The following is a 20,601-nucleotide window of genomic DNA, read 5'->3' as shown; positions in this document are numbered from 1 at the left end:
TCCTTGTGAAGCGCAATGACCTCCATCTACGACCAGCACCTGCCCCGCACTGAAGCCAACTTCGCGCCCCTGTCGCCGCTGGGCTTCATCGAGCGCACCGCCGAGGTTTACCCCGACCGCCTGGCCATCGTGCACGGCAGCCTGCGCCAGACCTGGGCGCAGACCTATGCGCGCTGCCGCCAGCTGGCCAGCAGCCTGCAGCGCGCCGGCATAGGCAAGAACGACACCGTGGCCGTCATGTTGCCCAACACGCCGCCCATGGTCGAGGCGCACTTTGGTGTGCCCATGGCGGGCGCCGTGCTCAATGCCCTGAACACGCGCCTCGATCCCGAGGCCATCGCCTTCATGCTCGACCACGGCGAGGCCAGGGCGGTGATCGTGGACCCCGAATTCGCCGGCGTCATGGCCAAGGCCCTGGCGCTGCGCCAGAACCCGGCGCCGCTGCTGCTGATCGACGTGGAGGACGCTGTCTACGGCCCCGCCAGCCAGAAACTCGGCACCACCACCTACGAGGAATTTCTGGCCGGCGGCGACCCGCAATTCGCCTGGGAGCTGCCCACCGATGAGTGGGATGCCATCGCGCTCAACTACACCAGCGGCACCACCGGCAACCCGAAGGGCGTGGTCTACCACCACCGGGGCGCGGCCACCAATGCCATCAGCAACGTGCTGGAGTGGGACATGCCCAAGCACGCCGTCTACCTGTGGACGTTGCCCATGTTCCACTGCAACGGCTGGTGTTTTCCGTGGACGGTGGCGGCGCGCGCAGGCGTCAACGTGTGCCTGCGCCGCGTGGAGGCGCAGGCCATCTTCGATGCCATCCGCAACCATGGTGTCACGCACTACTGCGGCGCGCCCATCGTGCACGGCCTGCTGGTGAACGCGCCGGCCGCAATGAAGGAGGGTGTGCCTGCCGGCGTGAAGGCCATGGTGGCCGGCGCCGCGCCACCGGCTTCCATGATCGAGGGCATGGAGAAGATGGGCTTCGACCTGACCCATGTCTACGGCCTGACCGAGGTCTATGGCCCGGCCACGGTGTGCGCCCGGCACGAAGCCTGGAACGACCTCGATATCGGCGAGCGCGCCCGCCTCAACGCCCGCCAGGGCGTGCGCTACCACCTGCAGCGCGCAGCCCGGGTGCTCGACCCCGAAACCCTGCAACCCGTGCCCTGGGATGGCGAGACCATGGGCGAGATCATGTTCCGGGGCAACATCGCCATGAAGGGCTACCTCAAGAACCCCAAGGCCACCGAGGAAGCCTTTGCCGGCGGCTGGTTCCACAGCGGCGACCTGGCCGTGCAGTACCCCGACGGCTACATCAAGATCAAGGACCGCAGCAAGGACATCATCATCTCGGGCGGCGAGAACATCTCGTCCATCGAGGTCGAGGACGTGCTCTACCGCCACCCCGACGTGCTGGCCGCCGCTGTGGTGGCCAAGCCCGACGCCAGGTGGGGCGAAACGCCCTGCGCCTTCGTCGAATTGAAGGCGGGCGCACAGACCACGGTCGAAGACATCGTGCAGCACTGCAAGAAGCACCTGGCCGGCTTCAAGGTGCCGCGCGCCGTGGTGTTTGGCGACATCCCCAAAACCGCCACGGGCAAGATCCAGAAGTTCGAGCTGCGCAAGCAGGCGGGCTCGGCCGCGGCCATCGACGTCTGACCATTGCACGGCGGCCAGCCACGGCAGGGGCATTCGAAGGTGCTCCGTTTTCATAGCTATTGGCGCCTTCTGAACAAGCGTTGAAGCCATTTTTCCTCCAATGCCGGGCAGTCGGCAGTGGTGGGCAGATCTGGCGGCATCCCCTGCAGCCAAGCCGGGTGCGATACTTGCCGCGGTTTTTTCGTCCCATCCCTGCCCGCAAGCCCGGGCGAGCGAGTTGTTGATTGACGTCCCTGCACTCCCCCGATCTCGCCGCGCGCAGCCTTGCTGCGCTGTGGCACCCCTGTACCCAGATGGCGCGTGCCGCCGTCACGCCGCCGCTGGCCATCGCCCGGGGTGAAGGCCCCTGGCTTTTCGACCTGGAAGGCCGGCGCTATTTCGACGCCAACAGCTCCTGGTGGGTGAACCTGTTCGGGCACTCGGATGCCGGCATCCGCGCCGCCATCACGCACCAGCTCGAAACCCTGCCCCATGTCATGCTGGCAGGCTGCACCCATGCGCCCGCGGTCGAGCTGGCCGAAAAACTCGCGGCCCTGACGGGTGGCGCGCTGGGCCACGCCTTCTTTGCCAGCGACGGCGCCTCGGCGGTCGAGATCGCGCTGAAGATGAGCTTTCATTCGTGGCGCAACCGGGGCCTGGCGGACAAGCGCGAGTTCGTCTGCCTGCGCAACGGCTACCACGGCGAAACCATCGGCGCGCTGGCCGTGACCGACGTGGCAGTGTTCCGCGATGCCTACGACCCGCTGCTGATGCGCGCCCACATCGTCGAGTCGCCCGATGCACGCCAGGACCCGGACGCCGAGGCCCGCGCGCTGGCCGATCTGCGCCGCGTGCTGGCAGAGCGGCGCGGCCATGTGGCCGCCCTCATCATCGAGCCGCTGGTGCAGTGCGCCGCCGGCATGGCGATGCACGAGCCCTCGTACCTGCGCGCCGTGCGGGCGCTGTGCGACGAGTTCGAAATCCACCTGATCGCCGATGAGATCGCGGTGGGCTGCGGGCGCAGCGGCACCTTCTTTGCGTTCGAGCAGGGCGAGTGCGGCTGGCCCGACTTCATCACGCTGTCCAAGGGCATCAGCGGCGGTACGCTGCCGCTGTCGCTGGTGCTGACCACCGAAACGGTGTACCAGAGCTTCTGGAGCGAGCAGGTGGGGCGCGGCTTTCTGCACTCGCATTCGTACACCGGCAATGCGCTGGCCTGCGCGGCGGCCAATGCCGTGCTCGACCGCTTCGCAGCCGACCAGGTGCTGGAGAAGAACCGCGCGCAGGCCCGGCTGCTGGCCGAGGCCTTCGCGCCGCTGGCCAGCGACCCGCGCGTGGCCCATTTGCGCCAGCGCGGCATGATCCTGGCGTTCGACGTGCGCGAGCCCGGTGAGCGGTTTGCCGAGCGCTTTCACCTGGCGGCGCGCGCGCACGAGCTGCTGATCCGCCCCATTGGCGGCACCGTCTACCTGATGCCGCCCTACCTTATTGACGCGCCCACGGCGCAGTTTTTGTTCCAGGCCGTGATGGCCACGCTGGCGGAGGTGTTGGATGCTGCTTGACCACCTGAACCAGAAGCTGCAGGCCATCGCCGCCAAGGATCTGACGCGCGTGCTGCGCGAGGCCGAGAGCGCCACCGCGCCGGTGCAGCGCGTGCGCGGCGCCGATGGGCAATCCCGCGAGCTGCTGATGTTCTGCAGCAACGACTACCTGGGCCTGGCCGCCCATCCCGCGCTGGCCGAGGCCCTGGCCGAGGGCGCGCGACTGTATGGCGCAGGCTCGGGCTCGTCGCACCTCATCAGCGGGCACTCCAGCGCGCATGCGGCGCTGGAGCGCGCCCTGGCGGCGGCCGTGGCGCCCGCCATCCCGAACGCCGAGGCGCTGTTCTTCTGCACCGGCTTCATGGCCAACCTGGCAGTGCTCACGGCCCTGGGTGATGCCGATGCGGTGATCTTCTCGGAAGAACTCAACCACGCCTCGCTGATCGACGGCGCGCGCCTGGCCAAGGCGCCGGTGCAGCGCTATGCGCATTGCGACGTGCCCCAGCTCGACGCGCTGCTGGGCGCCTGCACGGCCCGCATCAAGCTGATCGTCACCGACGCGGTGTTCAGCATGGACGGCGACGTGGCCCCGCTCGACAAACTGCTGGCGTTGGCCGAACGGCACGACGCCTGGCTGGTGGTGGATGACGCCCACGGCTTTGGCGTGCTGGGGCCGCAGGGGCGCGGCACGCTGGCGCACTTTGGTCTGCGCAGCGAGCGGCTGATCATGGTCGGCACGCTGGGCAAGGCGGCCGGTGTGGCCGGTGCCTTCGTGGCCGCGCACCCTACCGTCATCCAATACCTGATCCAGGCCGCGCGGGCCTACATCTTCACCACCGCCGCGCCGCCCGCCGTGGCGCATGCGCTGCTGCAAAGCCTGGCGCTGATGGCCGGTGACGAGGGCGCGCAGCGCCGCGCCAATCTCGTGCGCCTGCAGGCGCAGCTGCGCGCCGGGGTGGGTGACCTGCTGGCGCGCCATCCCCAACTGGGCTGGCGGCTGGTGGCTTCAGACACCCCCATCCAGCCGCTCATCATCGGCGAGAACGCCGCCGCGCTGCGCGTGGCGGCCGTGCTCGACCGCGCCGGCCTGCGCGTGCCGGCCATCCGCCCGCCCACCGTGGCGCCGGGTACGGCGCGCCTGCGCATCACGTTGTGCGGCACCCACACCGCGGCCGACATCGACCGCCTGCTGGCGGCGCTGGCCGAGGCCGCTAAGGAGCTGGCATGACGCGCGGTTTTTTTGTCACTGGTACCGACACCGAAATCGGCAAAACCGCCATCACCGCCGCGCTCACGCACCTGGCGGCGCAGGCGGGTCTGCGCGCCGCCGCCATCAAGCCGCTGGCGGCGGGGCAGGATTGTGTGGACGGCCGCTGGGTCAACGAAGACGTGCTGCGCCTGCGTGCGGCCAGCAACATGGGCCTGCGCGATGACGAAGTGGGTCCGCTGCAGCTGCGCACGCCCTGCGCACCGCACATTGCCGCCCGCCTGGAGGGCCGCACCATTGCCCGCGACGCCTTGCTGGCCGCCGTGCGCGGCGTGGCGGCGCGGGCCGACATGGCCTTTGTCGAAGGCGTGGGTGGTTTCCGTGTGCCGCTCGTTCCCGGCTGGGACACTGCCGACCTGGCCGTGGACCTGGGGCTGCCGGTGGTGCTGGTGGTGGGCCTGCGCCTGGGCTGCATCAACCATGCGCTGCTCACGGCCGAGGCCGTGCGCGCACGCGGCCTGCGCCTGGCCGGCTGGGTGGCCAACACCGTGGACGCGGCCATGCCCCATGTGGCCGACAACCTGGCTGCGCTGGAGGAAGGCCTTGTGGCGCCATTCCTGGGCCATGTGCCCCGCCTGCCAGACCCCAGTGCGCCGGCCATCGCGGCCCATCTGCCGCAGGCGCTGGCGTTGCTGCAGGCGCCATAGCCGACAGGCAGACGGGTCTGGCGCTTAACCGGCCGGCGGCAGCGGCGCCGCGGCCAGGCCGTGCAGCCGGGCCAGTTCCTCGCAGCCGATCGCAATGCCATGGCGATCGGATTGCGCACGCTGCTGGTAGCGGCGGTCGCCGGGCTGGCGGTCCTGGCCGGCGGCGCGCATGTGCCGCACCAGGATTTCGGTGCGCTGCGCGAAAGAGTGGCCGGCGCCCTTCGATGGGTCGATCACGATCAGCAGCTCGCCTGTCCAGGGCGTCTTGGCGCCGGGATGCTGCGACCAGTCAAACTCAAACGAGAAGTTGCCGCCCGTGAGCGCCGCGGCCAGCAGCTCGACCATCATCGACAGGGCCGAACCCTTGTAGCCGCCAAACGGCAGCAGCGCGCCGCCATCGAGGACGGCGGCAGGGTCGCGCGTGGGCTGGCCATGGCGGTCCACGCCATAGTCCTCGGGCAAGCGGTGGCCTGCGCGCGCGGCGATCTGCACGTCGCCGTGGGCGATGGCGCTGGTGGCCAGGTCAAACACCAGCGGGTCGCCCCCCGCGCGCGGCGCGGCGAAGGCGATGGGGTTGGTGCCGAACAAGGCCTTGTGCCCGCCCGTGGGCACCACGCAGGCCATGCTGTTGACAAAGGCCAGCGCCACCAGCCCTTCGCGTGCAAACGGCTCCACATCGGGCCAGAGCGCGGCGAAGTGGTGCGAGTTGCGGATGGCCAGCAGCGCAATGCCGTTGTGGCGCGCCTTCTCGATCAGCAGGCTGCGCGCGGCCTGCAGGGCCGGCTGGGCGAAGCCGTTGCCGGCATCGACCGCCACATAGCCGGGCGCCACGTCTTGCACCTGCGGCACGGCCCGCCCGTTGACCCAGCCGCTGGCCAGCGTGGACAGGTAGCCGGGGATGCGGAAGATGCCGTGGCTGGCGGCGCCGTCGCGCTGCGCGCTGGCGCAGTTGGCCGCCAGGATCGCCGCCACTTCGGGCGAGGTACCGTGGCGCAGAAAGATCTGGGTGAGCAGGTCTTGCAGTTCGGCAAAGGCAATGTGCTGGGTGGCGGGGGCGGTGGTGTGGGGCATGGGCAGGGTGGTGGAGGCAGCCCGCCATGGTCGTGGCGGTTGTCTACGGATTTTTTTGCTATGTTTTGAGTCGCATCTTGCGCTTATGGGTAATCGCTAGAGCCTCTTTGAATGCTGATTGCTTTCAGTCGCCCATCATCACGCCTTCGCGCCGTGGGTCGGCACCGCCCAGCCACATCTTCTTGCCATGCACCTGGCCGCGCGTGATGGCCTGCAGGCCGCTGGTCATGTTCATCTCGCGCACCTCGGCGCCGCGGGCGCGCAGGGCCTCCACGGTGGCGGGCGGGAAGCGGTTTTCCTCCAGCAGGCTGGGGCCGTTGAACGAACCGAAGTTGGGCAGGTTGATGGCCTGCTGGGGCATCAACCCCCAGTTGAGCACGCCATACAGCGTCTTGGCCGTGTAGTGGATGATGGCCGCGCCGCCGGGGCTGCCGCCGCTCATCAGCAGTTCGCCGCTGGCTTGGTCGAACACCAGCGTGGGCGCCATGGACGAGCGCGGGCGCTTGCCCGGCTGCACGCGATTGGCAATGGGCTGGCTCTGTGCATCGGTGGGGGCAAAGCTGAAGTCGGTGAGCTCGTTGTTGAGCAGAAAGCCGCCAGGGCGCGCGGCGTTGGTCGTGACCATCTGGCGCGAACCGAACTGGTCCTCGATGGTGGTGGTCATGGCCACGGCGTTGCCGAAGGCGTCGACGATGCTGATGTGGCTGGTGCCGTATTCAGGCTGGTCGGGCATGGGGGCATGGCTGGTGCGCACGCTGCCCGGGGTGCCGGGCTGTGCCACCTTCATGCTCTGCGTGCCAATGCGTTTGGCGCGTTGGGCCAGGTAGCCGGGCTCCAGCAGGCTCATCCAGCTGCCGCCGGGGGGTTGCACGAAATCGGGGTCGGCCACGTATTGCGCGCGGTCGGCGAAGGCCAGGCGCGCTGCTTCGGTGTACAGGTGCAGCCAGTCGGCACCGGGCGCCGGGCCGCGCAGGCCCTCTTGCAGGGGCAGCGCGGCCGCGTCGGTGTTCCTGAGGATGCCCAGGATCTGGCCGATGGCGATGGCCCCCGAGCTCGGTGGCGGAAAACCGCACACGCGGTAGTCGTGGGGCGCGACCTGGTAACTGGTGCACAGGGCTTCGCGCTTCTTGGGCTGGTAGCCGGCCAGGTCGGCCAGGCTGAGCGGGCCCGGGTTGGTGGGATGCTTGCGCACCTTGGCCACGATGGCCTGGGCCACGTCGCCCTCATGCAGGGCCTTGGAACCCTGCCGTGCAATGGCCCGCAGCACGGCGGCCAGCTCGGGGTTCTTCAGTACATGGCCCACGGGCCAGGGCTTGCCTGCGGCGTCGTAGAAATAGGCGGCGGCCACGGGGTCTTGCGCCAGGAACTTGTCGTTGGCCAGCAGCGCGTTGAGCCGCGCGCTGACCTTGAAGCCGCCCTCGGCCAGCTGGATGGCGGGCTGGAACAGCTGGGCCCAGGCCAGCTTGCCATGTTCCTTGTGGGCCAGCTCCAGCATGCGCACCGTGCCCGGCACGCCCACCGAGCGCCCGCCCACCACGGCATCGTTGAAGGGCAGGGGTTTGCCGTCCACACCGAGGAAGAGCTTGTCGGTGGCCGCCGCCGGTGCGGTTTCGCGCCCGTCATAGGCTTCGACCCGGGCGCCTGCGGCGTGCAGCAGGAAGGCGCCACCGCCAATGCCGCTCGACTGGGGCTCGACCAGCGTCAGCACCATCTGCACGGCAATGGCCGCGTCGATGGCCGAACCACCAGCCTTGAGCACCTGGTAGCCCGCGTCGGTAGCCAGCGGGTTGGCGGCAGCCACGGCGAACTTCTCGGCGGCCCAGCCCGGTTTGTCGGTGTAGCCCGACGAGCCTTCGGGCTGGTCCGGAACGGTGTAGGCCAGCGGAGGAGCGCTGCTGCAAGCGGCCAGCACGGCAGCGGCGGCAATCAGCACGAGGCGGAGGGCGGGGGGCTTGGGCATCCTGGGATCTCCTTGGGTGGGCGGAAAACCCATGGTACCGGGCTGCCGCGCCGGCCGGCGCCGTTATTACATTACGGAACAGACGCGCAGATGATGAGTGTTTTTGGCTTGCGGCTCCTGATAGGGTTGCGCAAGAAGCTATTAATTAATGAGCGCCGTGGTTCAGGCTGGCACTGGCCCCGCCCGCCCGTCTTCCACCACAAAGCGTGCCTGCGTGGATGCGCCGCTGTCGGCGCGCAGCGGGTCGTCCACCACGCGCAGGGTGGTGGTCCAGCGCTGCGGGGTGATGTCGGCCAGGCCGTAGCCGCGCTGGTCGCTGCGCGCCAGCAGCACATGCGGGTTGTGGCGGGCAATGGCATCGACCTTGTCCTGCGTGGTGCCCGCGCGCGAGCTGATCGAGGTGCCGCAGAACTCGCTGGCGATCACCTCCGGGCTGGATGGCTGGCCGCCCGCCGCCTCGGACTGGACCTTGCAGACGTAGTTCTGGTGGATGTCGCCCCCCAGCAGCACGCTGTTGCGTGGCGCGTGGCGGGCCAGCGACTGCAACAGGCGCGCGCGGGCGCCGGGGTAGCCGTCCCAGCTGTCGGTGGAAACGACGCCCGAGGGGTAGCGGCGGGGCGAGAACAGGGTTTGCTGGGCCATCACGCTCCAGCGGGTGCGGTCGTGCCGGGCGTCGGCGGCCAGGCCTGCATCCAGCCACTGCTCCTGGGTGGCGCCCAGCAGGCTGCGCTGCGGGTCGGCCAGGGCTGCGCAGTCCTGGGGGCGCACGGCAGCAGCACCGCCCGTGTCAGTCGCCCGGCAGGCCTGCCAGGAGCGGTGCTGGCGGGTGTCGAGCAGATGCACGTTCGCCAGCCGGCCCCAGCGCAGGCGCCGGTACACCTGCAGCGTGCCGAAGTCGGGCGACGCCAGGCTGGCGGCGCGCAGCGGCATGTTTTCGTAGAACGCCTGCCAGGCGGCGCTGCGCAGGGCCAGGAAGGCTGCAGGATCGCCCTGGCTGCCCTTGCCTTGGGCGCTGGCGTAGTCGTTCTGCACCTCGTGGTCGTCCCAGGTGACGGCCCAGGGGCACGCGGCATGGGCCGCCTGCAGGGCGGGGTCGCTCTTGTGCAGTGCGTAGCGGTCGCGGAAGTCGGCCAGGGTGCTGGCGTACCGCAGCGCGTGCACGCGGGCCAGCCCTGTCGTGATGGGGGGCGTCGCGTATTCGTAGATGTAGTCGCCCAGGAACAGCACCAGGTCGGGCTGGTCGGCGCACAGGTGGCGCCAGGCGGCGTAGTGGCCGTGTTCCCAGCGCTGGCACGACGCAAAGGCGATGCGCAGATGGGCGTCCAGGGCGTCGGCCGCGGGCGCGGTGCGGGTTCGGCCCGAGGCGCTGACGGCATCGCCCAGCATGAAGCGGTAGTGGTACCAGCGCGCCGGGGCGAGGCCGGTCACCTCCACATGCACGCTGTGGCCCAGGGCCGGCAGCGCCGTGGCCTGGCCGCGTTGCACGATGTGCCGAAAGGCCGGGTCGTCGGCCAGTTCCCAGTGCACGGTGAGCTGCGCAGTGAATGGGTGGTCTGGCGTGGGCTGCAGCCGCGTCCAGAGCACCACGCCCTCCGATGTGGGATCGCCGCTGGCCACGCCCAGCGCAAAGGGGTCGTGCTGCACCGGGCTGTTGCTCCAGGCCCAGCGGGGCAGGGTGCCGGCGGCGGCGGCCCCGCTGGCGTACTGCAGGAAGGCGCGGCGTTGCAGGGGTGTCATGGCAGCGGGTGGGTGGTGTGGGGCGGGTTCAGGCGGCCATGACGCGGTTCTTGCCCGAGCGCTTGGCCAGGTACATGCTCTTGTTGGCGCGCTGAAGGGCCGCGGTGCTGGTTTCGCTCTCGCCCAGCGGGGCCAGCAGGCGCTGAATCAGAATGTGCTGCAGCGGCCCTTCCGGAAAGGCCGGGTGGCGGATGCCGGCAATTTTTCGTGCAGTCCCCTGGTCTGGTGATTCATCAGTTGACCATGACCAGCTTGCCCATCACGCCGCGCGAGCCCATGTGGGCGTAGGCTGCGGGCAGCTCGGCCATGGGCATGGTGCGGTCGATCACGGGCTTGATCTTGCCCTGGCCGTACCACTGGGCCAGCTCGACCATCATGGCGGCATTGGCCTGGGGCTCGCGCCTGGCAAAGTCGCCCCAGAACACCCCCACGATGGAGGCGCCCTTGAGCAGCGCCAGGTTGAACGGCAGCGCCGGAATGGGGCCCGAGGCAAAGCCCACCACCAGGTAGCGGCCGCGCCACGCGATGGAGCGGAAGGCCGGCTCGGCGAAATCACCGCCCACGGGGTCGTAGATTACGTCCGGCCCCTTGCCGCCGGTCAGGGCCTTGATCGCGTCCCGCAGGTTTTCCTGGCTGTAGTTGATAGTGGCGTCGGCGCCGATGGACGTGCACAGCGCACATTTTTCGGCACTGGAGGCCGCCGCGATCACGCGCGCGCCCATGGCCTTGGCGATCTGGATGGCGGCGGTGCCCACACCGCCTGCGGCGCCCAACACCAGCACCGTCTCGCCGGCCTTGAGCTGGGCCCGGTCCACCAGCGCATGGTGCGAGGTCGCGTAGATCATGATGAAGGCGGCGGCATCCACATACGAGAAACCCTCTGGCAGGGGCATGCACAGGGTCGCCGGAGCGATGGTGTGCGTGCCAAAGCCGCCCGTTCCCGAGAGGCAGGCCACGTTCTGGCCGACTTTCAAGTGCGTGACGCCTTCGCCCACCGCCTGCACCACGCCCGCGTATTCGGAGCCCGGCACGAAGGGCAGAGGCGGCTTCATCTGGTATTTGTTCTGCACGATCAGCAGATCGGGAAAGTTCAGGCTGGCCGCCTTGATCTCGATGAGCACCTCGCCCGCTTGGGGCGTGGGCGTGGGCAGTTCGGTCCAGGCGAGCGCGTCAACGCCGGTGGGGTTGGTGCAAAGCCAAGCGTGCATGGGATGTCTCCTGTCAATGGTGGCCTGCATGATAGGGGTGGCCCAAGGGCGTGCGATGTCCCACGAGCGACGGGCGCATCCTGGCTGGGTGCCACCTACAATCCGTTGCAACCCCGCACAGTGACCATGAAGATTCTCCTATCCAACGACGACGGCTACCAGGCACCGGGCATCGTGGCCTTGTATGACGCGCTCAAGACCATCGCAGACGTCGAGGTGGTGGCGCCCGAGCACAACAACAGTGCCAAGTCGAACGCCCTGACCCTGCATTCGCCGCTGTATGTGCACCAGGCCGCCAACGGCTTTCGCTACGTCAATGGCACGCCGGCCGACTGCGTGCACATCGCCCTCACGGGGCTGCTCGGCTACCGCCCCGATCTGGTGGTGTCCGGCATCAACAACGGCGCCAACATGGGTGACGACACCATCTACTCGGGCACGGTCGGTGCTGCCATGGAGGGGTATCTTTTCGGCATTCCGGCCATGGCGATTTCGCAGGTGGACAAGGGCTGGGGCGAGATCGAGGCGGCGGCGCACAAAACCCGCGAAATCGTTGCGCAGATGGTGGCGCAGAACCTGGTGGCCGAAGCGCCCTGGCTGCTCAATATCAATATCCCGAACATGCCGCTGCAGGCGTTGCGCCCCCTGAAGCTGTGCCGACTGGGGCGCCGCCATGCGGCCGAGCGCGTGATCGTCCAGGAAAGCCCGCGCGGGGAGGTGATGTACTGGATTGGCGGGGCTGGCGCGGCCAAGGACGACGCCGAGGGTACCGATTTTCACGCCACGGCCCAGGGGCATGTGTCGGTCACTCCCTTGAAAGTGGACCTGACGGACCATGACAATCTTGGCTATTGGGCGCAAACCGCGTCCCGCCTGGTGGCTGCTGGACCAGCGGCCCCGCAATGGTGATGCAGCGCAGGCCCGGTTTTCCTGCGCGCCTGGATGGTTCGGGGGGGGCTCCCTCCAGAGTCGCACCCATGCCGATGCGCGCCAGTGCCCCCGCAGCGCCCCAGGGGGTCGGGTTGGACTCGGCAGCGGTGCGCGCCCGCATGGTGCAAAAGCTTGCTGCAGGCGGTATTTCCTCGCCGGTGGTGCTTCAGGCCATGTCCACTGTGGAGCGGCACCGCTTTGTCGACAGTGCGCTGGTGAACCAGGCGTACGAAGACACCAGTCTGCCCATTGGCCTGGCCCAGACCATCTCCAAGCCGAGCGTGGTGGGACGCATGTGCGAGCTGCTTTTGGGGGCCGACGGCGCGCGCGCTGGCGGGCTGGGTCGGGTGCTGGAAATTGGCACCGGTTGCGGTTACCAGGCCGCGGTGCTCAGCCATGTTGCACGCGAGGTGTATTCGGTCGAGCGGCTGCGCGGCCTGCACGAAAAGGCCCGTGACAACCTGCGCCACCTGCGGCTGGCCAACGTGCATTTGCTGTTTGGCGATGGCATGCAGGGTTATGCCAAGGGTGCGCCCTATGCGGCCATCATTGCGGCGGCCGGTGGCGAGGCAGTGCCGCAGGCCTGGTGCGACCAGTTGGCCGTGGGAGGGCGCCTCGTTGCGCCCATGGCGCTTGCCGGTGGCCAGCAAGTGTTGCTTGTGATCGACAAAACCGCGCACGGATTGAAACAAAGCGTTCTCGAGCCGGTTCATTTTGTCCCCCTAAAATCGGGGATTGCCTGAAGGGAATGCTTATGTTGGTATCGCGTAGTCATGTCGTTGGTGTTTCCGCCGTGTTGACGGCGCTGGTGCTTGTCGGCTGCGGAACCCGGATGACGAAGGCTCCTGTGGAGGACCGTGGAGCGTCTTCGGCATCCTCCTCTCCCGGGGTGGTTGTTGCATCCGCCAAGCCCTTGCCGGGCGCCGAGAACGCTGGAAAACCGGGTTATTACACTGTCAAGGCAGGGGATACGCTGATTCGCATCGGCCTTGAAAATGGTCAGGGCTGGAAAGACATTGCACGCTGGAACAACCTGGACAATGCCAATCTGATCGAAGTGGGGCAGGTGCTGCGCGTCGTGCCGCCCTCGGCTGCCGTCGCAGAGACGGGCGTGGTGACGCGTCCTGTTGCCTCCGCAGCTGTCACCCCTTCTTCGGCCGCCAGTGCGCCCAGGCCGGCCGCCAGCACTGCAGCGCCCGTGCCAGCACCCGTCCCTGCGCCTGCGCATGCAGCCGCCTCGTCGGAGGATGATGTTCCTTTCATCTGGCCGGCCTCTGGCTCCCTGCTGGCGGGGTTTGATGAGGCCCGTAACAAGGGCTTCGATATTGCAGGCAAAGCCGGTGACCCGGTTCTCGCCGCAGCCGACGGGCGGGTGGTCTATGCGGGCGCCGGTTTGCGGGGGTACGGCAATCTCGTCATCCTGAAGCACAACAACACCTTCCTGACGGCCTATGCACACAACCAGGCGTTGCTGGTCAAGGAAGACCAGACCGTGCGGCGCGGGCAGAAAATCGCGGAGATGGGCAGCACGGATGCTGATCGCGTGAAGCTTCATTTCGAGATTCGCCGCCAGGGCAAACCCGTGGACCCTGTCCGCTACCTGCCGGCGCGCTGAGCTTGTCTGCTGTGTCTGATGCGCTCCACAAGGGGGGATCGAACAAAAAACCGGCGTTGGTAATCGCGCAGGGAGATGGGTTGCCAGAGAGTGCGGAGGACGCAGGCTTCTCGGACGAATTCAGTGGCCTTGCCGAGGCCGAATCCGAACTGCGCCATCTGGAGGTGGGCGTCGCCCAGCATGGCGCACGCCTGGACCGTGCGCTGGTCGAGCTCGTGCCCGAATTTTCCCGCAGCTATCTCCAGCAGCTCCTGTCGCAGGGGCTTGTTTCCCTGAGTGGTCATACGGCGACCAAGGCTGCTGCGCGGGTGAAGGCGGGCGATCCGCTCGTGATCGAGCTGCGCCCGACGCTGCAGAGCCAGGCGTTTCGACCGCAATCGCTACCTATCGACGTGGTTTATGAGGACGAACATCTGCTCGTGATCAACAAGCCGGCGGGACTGGTGGTTCACCCCGCCCCGGGCAACTGGGGCGGAACTTTGCTGAACGGGTTGCTGGCACGCGACGAAAAGGCGCATCTGGTGCCCCGCGCTGGCATCGTGCACCGGCTGGACAAGGACACCAGTGGCCTGATGGTGGTTGCCCGGGATCGGGCAACGATGGACACACTTGTGCGCATGATTGCGCAGCGCACCGTGCACCGGCAGTACCTTGCGCTGGCGCACCGGCCCTGGACGGGGCCTCGCAACCGCACGGTGCAGGCCGCCATAGGGCGCGACCCACGCAACCGTTTGCGCATGGCCGTGGTCAATCTGGACAGCCATGCCGGCAAACCCGCGCGCACCGATGTGCGATGGCTTGCGGGCAACGACATGGGTTGCTGGGTGGAGTGCACCTTGCATACGGGACGCACGCATCAGATTCGGGTGCACATGGCATCCATAGGGCACCCCCTGGTGGCGGACGTTCTTTATGGTGGGGCTCCCGCTGCGGGGTTGGAGCGTCAGGCACTGCACGCTTACCGGCTGTGTTTCCAGCATCCGGTCTCAGGCCTTGCGCTTGAGTTCCAGGCGCCGTTGCCGCCCGATATGGAGCAGGCGCTGTCCCAGTGGGGGCTGGGCTACAATCCGCCCTGACGGTCTGCCCGACCGCATTCGCCCGAAGGCGGTTTCCCGCCGCGCGGTGCTTTGTTCCAGAGTGTCTTTCTGGTGCACCATGGATCGACTCCTGCAGTTGGTGTAGTGCCTGCAAACGCTGTGTGGCCCAATTTTTCCCGGAATCGCTGAACCATGAATACGGTGGATGCCAAACGGGTCCTCGAAACCGCCCTGATCTGCGCTGCGCAGCCCATGGCGGTACGGGAGCTGCGTGTACTTTTTGATGATGCACTGGGGGCGGACACGCTGAAAGTCCTGTTGCAGGAACTCCAGCAGGACTGGGCATTGCGGGGCGTTGAACTGGTGCAGGTGGCCTCCGGGTGGCGATTTCAAAGCCGTCCCGAGATGCGTGAATACCTGGACAAGCTGCATCCGGAAAAACCTCCGCGCTATTCGCGTGCCACGCTGGAGACACTGGCCATCATCGCGTACCGTCAGCCTGTGACGCGTGGGGATATTGAGGACATTCGGGGGGTCACCGTCAACAGCCTGATCGTCAAGCAGCTGGAGGACCGGGGTTGGGTGGAGGTCATTGGCCACCGCGAAACAGTGGGCCGGCCTGCGTTGTTTGCGACCACGCGCCAGTTTTTGGATGATCTGGGCTTGCAGTCACTGGATCAGTTGCCTGTACTGGATGATCCCACCGGCAGTGCCTCGGTACTGGAGGCAATGGCCTCGGCAGCCAGCCTGCAGGGAGCTTTGGAGATGGATGGAGGCGGCATCCCCGAGGTTTTTTCGTCGGTGAGCGATCAGTTGCCGGGGCTGGAGCGCCAGGAAGCGTTGCAGGAGATGCAGGCCAGGCCAAGTGTGGAGACCAATCTCCACGATGAACAAGAGGATGCCCCCGGGGGTGTCTCGGGAAATAATTTATGAACGATTCCACTTCCGATGTACAGAACATGCCGCATGAGATGGAGAATTCCGAGGCGGCAATGCTGCAGAAAAAATCTGCGGCACGAAAAACCTCTCGCAAGAAAGCGGTGCCAGCGGATGGTGCCGTCGAGGCAGTGGCGGCCCATGCTGCGCTCGCCAAAGAATCGGTGGAACCGGAGCCTGCTGCGGTGTTGTCGGTCCCGCTGAAGAGCGCGGAAGTGGCGTTTCAGGTTGCGGAATCGCCAGTGATGGAAGATCACAGCGAGACCGGCACCAGGCCCCCGGCAAATCCGCGCCACGCGGGAGGCGCTGGGCGCGGCAAGCGATCCCCCCCCTCTGCGGCGGGTGGCTACCAGTTCGAAGACGTCATTTCCGGGCGTTTCGATGCCGACGAGGTCAACAGCGAGGACGTGGCCCCCAAGCGCGTTTTATTGCCCCAGGCAGAAACACCCAAGCTTCACAAGGTGCTGGCACAGGCAGGGTTGGGTTCTCGCCTCGAGATGGAGCAGTTGATTCTCGAGGGAAGAATTTCGGTGAACAACGAGCCGGCACACATCGGTCAGCGCGTGCAGTTTGGCGATCAGGTGAAGGTGAACGGCAAGCCGATTCGTTACCGCATCGATCCTCCGCCGGCGCGTGTCATCGCGTATCACAAGCCCGTCGGGGAGGTGGTTTCCCACGATGATCCACAAAACCGTCCGACCGTGTTCCGCAAGCTTCCCCGGTTGCAGCAGGGGAAATGGCAGTCGGTCGGTCGACTGGATCTGAATACAGAGGGGCTGCTTTTGTTCACGAGTTCGGGTGAGTTGGCCAACAAGCTGATGCATCCCCGATTCGGATTGGAGCGGGAATATGCCGTACGCGTTCTGGGTGCCTTGAGCAACGAAGAAAAACAGCAATTGCTGGATGGTGTCCGGCTGGACGACGGCATGGCCGCGTTTGGCTCGATCGAGGACGGCGGTGGGGAGGGTTCCAACTGCTGGTATCGCGTCACCATCTCCGAGGGGCGCAATCGCGAGGTGCGTCGCATGCTGGAGGCCGTGGGCCATGCGGTCAGCCGCCTGATCCGGATCCGGTATGGAGCAATGGTCTTGCCCCGTGGGCTTAAGCGGGGGGCCTGGCTGGAACTCGATGAGAGCGACATCCGCGCCCTGGTGCAGGCTGCCGGGGCGGGACGCTCAGAAGCCAGAGGAGTGGGTGGCGAGGAAGGCATTGGCGGCGCAGAGCGCGGCAACAGGGGGCGCGGACGTGGGGGGCAGCAACGCGTGGGCGATGCTCGCAAGCGTTCTGCAGGTGCCGGTGGCGGAGGGGGCAAGGCGCGCGGCCAGGGGCCTCGTCGATCGGATGATCCGGGGGTGCGCGGCGGCAACCCGGATCGCCAGCGCGGGAGTGCACAACCCGATCCCATGAAAACATCGGTGGGCTACATTGGTGTAGACAGTCTGTCGCGCCACCGTCAGGATCAGCGCCGTATGGGTGGTGGATCCCGTCGCGGAGGCAATCGCTAGACCTGCCGGCGTTTTCTTGCCCGGTTAGAATCAAAAGCTTTGCCCTATGGGCAAAAATCACAGCAACATCACACCAGGAAATCAATATGGCTATCGAACGTACTCTCTCCATCATCAAGCCCGACGCAGTTGCCAAGAATGTCATTGGCCAGATTTATGCCCGCTTTGAAGCCGCCGGCCTCAAGGTTGTCGCTGCCCGCATGGCCCACCTCTCCCGCTTGGAAGCTGAGCAGTTCTATGCTGTGCACAAGGCACGTCCTTTCTTCAAGGATCTGGTGGATTTCATGATCTCCGGCCCCGTCATGATTCAGGCGCTGGAAGGTGAGAACGCGATCCTGAAGAATCGCGAATTGATGGGTGCAACGGATCCGAAGAAGGCCGAGGCCGGCACCATTCGCGCTGATTTTGCAGACAGCATTGATGCCAATGCCGTGCATGGTTCCGATGCCCCTGAGACCGCTCAAGTGGAAATCGCCTTCTTCTTCGCCGGCATGAACGTCTACTCGCGCTGACATGATTGTCCCCACACTCGTTCTGGTCTCGCTGGAGAAATCAAGTGCTGGGGACAGTTGCGACCGACTGAGGGCGCGGCTGCCATGACAACCAACCTTCTGGATTTTGACTTGGATGGGTTGATCGGTTTTTGTGGTCAGCTCGGGGAAAAGCGTTTTCGTGCGACACAGCTTTTCCGCTGGATTCACCAGCGGGGCGCCAGCGATTTTGACGGCATGAGCGATCTGGCCGTTGCATTGCGGACCAAGTTGAAGGGCTGTGCTCATGTGCAGGCCCTGCCAGTCATCAGTGAACATGTTTCGGCTGATGGCACGGTCAAATGGTTGTTTGACGTGGGTGGCGGCAATGCCGTCGAATCCGTGTTCATTCCTGAAGATGATCGGGGAACACTCTGCGTATCGTCGCAGGCCGGTTGTGCAGTAGGGTGCCGATTTTGCTCGACAGGCCATCAAGGCTTCAGCCGCAATCTCACCACGGGTGAGATCGTTGCGCAGTTGTGGTTTGCCGAGCACGCCTTGCGCACCCGCTTTGGCTCTTCTTCCCGCATCATTACCAATGTGGTGATGATGGGGATGGGGGAGCCGCTACAAAACTATGCGGCCCTTGTGCCGGCGTTGAGGGTCATGCTCGATGACCATGGTTATGGCCTGTCGCGCAGGCGTGTAACGGTGTCTACTTCGGGTGTCGTTCCCATGATGGATCGATTGTCGCAGGACTGTCCTGTGGCCTTGGCTGTGTCCTTGCACGCGCCCAGTGATGCCTTGCGCGATTATCTGGTGCCGATAAACCGCAAGTACCCGATCCAGGAGTTGCTGGAGGCGTGTCACCGTTATCTCGAGCATGCGCCAAGGGACTTCATCACATTTGAATATTGCATGCTGGATGGGGTGAACGACCAGATCGAGCATGCCCATCAACTGATTGAACTGGTCAAGCCATCGATTGGCAGGGCGATCCACTGCAAATTCAATCTGATTCCGTTCAATCCATTTCCGGCATCAGGGCTCAAGCGTTCTTCCCAGGCACAGGTGGCAATCTTCGCAAAGGTGCTGAGCGAAGCGGGCATTGTCACGACAGTGCGCAAGACGCGCGGGGATGATATCGATGCTGCCTGCGGTCAATTGGCAGGCGATGTGCAAGACCGCACACGTGTGGTGGAGCGTATGGCAAAGCAACGCACAATCGTGCTCAAACAGGTGACTTAGGTCGCTACTTATCAAGGAAGCGCTACATGGTGGGATCGACTGGTGGTCGCTGGCGGCAATATCGGCACTGGATGCTGATGGCTTGTGGTGTCCTGGGCTTTTGTTTTGCTCTTGGCGGCTGTGCGGCCAATGGGGGCGCCTCTGCTTCGGACTCCACTGCGGATCTGGTGACACCGTCCGACGAACCTGATGCAAGGCGCCGTGCACGAATTCGCCTGGAGCTGGCATCGAATTATTTCGAGATGGGGCAAACTGCCGTGGCCCTGGACGAGGTCAAGCAGTCGCTTGCGGCTGATGCCAACTATGCGGACGCCTACAACCTGCGTGGTCTTATCTATTTGCGGCTCAACGATTTCGCCCAGGCGGAAGAAAGCTTTCGCCGGGCGCAGGCATTGCGTCCAGGCGACCCCAATTTGTTGCATAACTTTGGCTGGCTTTTATGCCAGCAGAAAAAATATGCAGAAGCGGATCAGCAGTTTGTCCGTGCGCTGGACAACCCTGCATATGCTGCCCGCGGCAAGACGCTGATGGCCAGAGGACTGTGCCAGGTGGGTGCAGCACAGTATGCAGAAGCCGAGCAGTCCCTGATCAAGGCCTATGAACTGGATGCTGCAAATCCCGTGGTGGGGTACCACCTGTCTGCGTTGCTGCTGCGACGCAATGAGTTGAGTCGTGCGCAGTTTTACATTCGGCGCCTGAACAACAGCGAATATGCCAACTCGGAATCTTTGTGGCTCGGGATCAAGGTGGAGCGTGCCTTGGGGGACACGGTGGCCGCGCGGCAGCTTGCAGACCAGTTGCGCAAGCGGTTCCCTGAGTCGCGCGAGTGGGGCGCGTATGAACGCGGGGCATTCAATGAGTGAGTTGATGGGCGAGCAGTCGGGGTCTGAATCGCATGACCAATATGCGCGAGGGGTGACGGCGGGCGCGTTGTTGCGGGAGGCCCGGGAAGCTGCCGGAGTGCATATTGCTGCTCTGGCGGGAGCCACGAAGGTTCCTGTGGGAAAGCTCGAAGCCCTGGAGGCGGATGATTTTTCTGCACTCCCGGACATCGTATTTGTGCGGGCTTTGGCGTCCAGCATTTGCCGTACCCTGAAGATCAACCCTGAGCCGGTTCTGGCGCTTCTCCCTCAAGGAGAAAGTCCCAGGCTGTCCAACAATGACGGGGGGCTGAATGCGACCGTCAAGGGCTTCCGAAGCAAATCATCGTCTACGCCGTTTGTCGTTCCACGCTCGAAAACGCTGGTGTGGGCGGTGGGCATGCTGCTGATCGGGGCAGCGCTGATGATTTTCTTGCCCCGCAGCCTTGAAGCTGACCTGCTGGCATTGTTCAAGCAACCAGCGCCAGATGCCGTGATTTCCACACCTGCGGTGGATGTGGCGCAGGAGCGCCCAGCCACTGCAGTTTCCGCGCCGGCGAGTGCCACTTCTGGCGTGGAGGTCACGGCTTTTGCCGGTGACTCCAAGGAGTCGGCGGAGGAAGCACCACCTGTTCCTGCCATGTCTTCCGCTGAAGCATCTGCTGTTCCCGCGTCTGCTGTCGATACACCTGCTGGTGTGCTTGCCTTCAAGGCGCGCAGAGAGTCGTGGATACAGGTTCGGGATGCGACAGGTGCCGTGGTATTTCAGCGCAATTTGGCACCCGACGAGCTGGTTTCTGTGTCGGGTGCGCTGCCTCTGGCGGTAGTCATCGGACGAGCGGATGCTACCGAGGTTTTTGTGCGTGGCAAGCCTTATGAGCTGGGCTCCGTGTCCCGTGAGAATGTCGCTCGCTTCGAGGTGAGATAG

The 20,601-nt window shown here is 65.8% G+C and carries 18 protein-coding genes; 14 read left to right on the top strand and 4 right to left on the bottom strand.

Annotated features, from left to right (window positions below; translation table 11 throughout):
* Window positions 1–15: 15 nt before the first annotated feature.
* From AC1RDS_RS01910 to bioD, 4 genes are all read left to right on the top strand, one after another.
* Window positions 16–1,662 (top strand): acyl-CoA synthetase, encoded by a 1,647-nt coding sequence (locus tag AC1RDS_RS01910; RefSeq protein ID WP_348683572.1) that lies wholly within the window; start codon window positions 16–18, stop codon window positions 1,660–1,662.
* A gap of 224 nt (window positions 1,663–1,886) precedes the next feature.
* Entirely contained in the window at window positions 1,887–3,203 is a 1,317-nt protein-coding gene (gene bioA, locus AC1RDS_RS01905; protein ID WP_092697017.1) for an adenosylmethionine--8-amino-7-oxononanoate transaminase, read from the top strand.
* Window positions 3,193–4,410, top strand: coding sequence for an 8-amino-7-oxononanoate synthase (gene bioF, locus AC1RDS_RS01900; protein ID WP_348683570.1), 1,218 nt, complete (start codon window positions 3,193–3,195; stop codon window positions 4,408–4,410). The genes bioA and bioF overlap by 11 nt, the downstream gene beginning before the upstream one ends.
* Window positions 4,407–5,096: a dethiobiotin synthase gene (gene bioD / locus AC1RDS_RS01895; RefSeq protein WP_348683568.1), complete on the top strand. Its 690-nt coding sequence runs from the start codon at window positions 4,407–4,409 to the stop codon at window positions 5,094–5,096. Before bioF ends, bioD begins: the two co-directional genes overlap by 4 nt.
* A 24-nt stretch (window positions 5,097–5,120) precedes the next feature.
* On the opposite strand, the gene AC1RDS_RS01890 is transcribed toward bioD, so the two are convergent.
* The 4 genes from AC1RDS_RS01890 to AC1RDS_RS01875 form a co-directional block, all read right to left on the bottom strand.
* Window positions 5,121–6,167 carry an Ldh family oxidoreductase gene (locus AC1RDS_RS01890; RefSeq protein WP_348683566.1) on the bottom strand — a complete coding sequence of 349 codons (1,047 nt, stop codon included), beginning with the start codon at window positions 6,165–6,167 and terminating at the stop codon, window positions 5,121–5,123.
* Window positions 6,168–6,291: 124 nt separating this feature from the next.
* Window positions 6,292–8,127: a gamma-glutamyltransferase family protein gene (locus AC1RDS_RS01885; RefSeq protein WP_348683564.1), complete on the bottom strand. Its 1,836-nt coding sequence runs from the start codon at window positions 8,125–8,127 to the stop codon at window positions 6,292–6,294.
* Between the two features lie 162 nt (window positions 8,128–8,289).
* Window positions 8,290–9,864 (bottom strand): alkaline phosphatase D family protein, encoded by a 1,575-nt coding sequence (locus tag AC1RDS_RS01880; protein WP_092700803.1) that lies wholly within the window; start codon window positions 9,862–9,864, stop codon window positions 8,290–8,292.
* 233 nt (window positions 9,865–10,097) lie between these two features.
* Complete coding sequence (locus AC1RDS_RS01875) at window positions 10,098–11,072, bottom strand: NADPH:quinone oxidoreductase family protein (protein ID WP_348683563.1); 975 nt, start codon at window positions 11,070–11,072, stop codon at window positions 10,098–10,100.
* 126 nt (window positions 11,073–11,198) lie between these two features.
* Between AC1RDS_RS01875 and surE the strand changes: the two genes are divergently transcribed.
* The 10 genes from surE (at window position 11,199) to AC1RDS_RS01825 (ending at window position 20,601) form a co-directional block, all read left to right on the top strand.
* Window positions 11,199–11,981, top strand: coding sequence for a 5'/3'-nucleotidase SurE (gene surE, locus AC1RDS_RS01870; protein ID WP_348683561.1), 783 nt, complete (start codon window positions 11,199–11,201; stop codon window positions 11,979–11,981).
* Window positions 11,981–12,745 (top strand): protein-L-isoaspartate(D-aspartate) O-methyltransferase, encoded by a 765-nt coding sequence (locus tag AC1RDS_RS01865; protein WP_026436304.1) that lies wholly within the window; start codon window positions 11,981–11,983, stop codon window positions 12,743–12,745. The genes surE and AC1RDS_RS01865 overlap by 1 nt, the downstream gene beginning before the upstream one ends.
* Window positions 12,746–12,756: 11 nt before the next feature.
* Window positions 12,757–13,617: a peptidoglycan DD-metalloendopeptidase family protein gene (locus AC1RDS_RS01860; protein WP_092700794.1), complete on the top strand. Its 861-nt coding sequence runs from the start codon at window positions 12,757–12,759 to the stop codon at window positions 13,615–13,617.
* A gap of 80 nt (window positions 13,618–13,697) precedes the next feature.
* Window positions 13,698–14,693, top strand: a complete 996-nt coding sequence (locus tag AC1RDS_RS01855) for an RluA family pseudouridine synthase (RefSeq protein ID WP_348683655.1) — start codon at window positions 13,698–13,700, stop codon at window positions 14,691–14,693.
* Between the two features lie 153 nt (window positions 14,694–14,846).
* The gene (gene scpB, locus AC1RDS_RS01850) at window positions 14,847–15,587 is read left to right on the top strand and encodes an SMC-Scp complex subunit ScpB (protein ID WP_092700790.1); all 741 of its coding nucleotides are present in this window, start codon (window positions 14,847–14,849) and stop codon (window positions 15,585–15,587) included.
* Window positions 15,584–17,095, top strand: coding sequence for a pseudouridine synthase (locus tag AC1RDS_RS01845; protein ID WP_431603998.1), 1,512 nt, complete (start codon window positions 15,584–15,586; stop codon window positions 17,093–17,095). The genes scpB and AC1RDS_RS01845 overlap by 4 nt, the downstream gene beginning before the upstream one ends.
* Window positions 17,096–17,181: 86 nt before the next feature.
* A complete protein-coding gene (ndk, locus tag AC1RDS_RS01840; RefSeq protein ID WP_092700787.1) occupies window positions 17,182–17,607 on the top strand; it encodes a nucleoside-diphosphate kinase in 426 nt (141 codons plus the stop codon).
* 84 nt (window positions 17,608–17,691) lie between these two features.
* A complete protein-coding gene (rlmN, locus tag AC1RDS_RS01835) occupies window positions 17,692–18,813 on the top strand; it encodes a dual-specificity RNA methyltransferase RlmN (protein WP_348683558.1) in 1,122 nt (373 codons plus the stop codon).
* Between the two features lie 26 nt (window positions 18,814–18,839).
* A complete protein-coding gene (pilW, locus tag AC1RDS_RS01830) occupies window positions 18,840–19,676 on the top strand; it encodes a type IV pilus biogenesis/stability protein PilW (protein ID WP_092700782.1) in 837 nt (278 codons plus the stop codon).
* Entirely contained in the window at window positions 19,669–20,601 is a 933-nt protein-coding gene (locus tag AC1RDS_RS01825; RefSeq protein ID WP_244273745.1) for a helix-turn-helix domain-containing protein, read from the top strand. The genes pilW and AC1RDS_RS01825 overlap by 8 nt, the downstream gene beginning before the upstream one ends.

The organism is Acidovorax sp. GW823-FHT02H02 (genome assembly GCF_058797075.1).
This window is presented reverse-complemented; position numbering and strand designations above follow the sequence as displayed.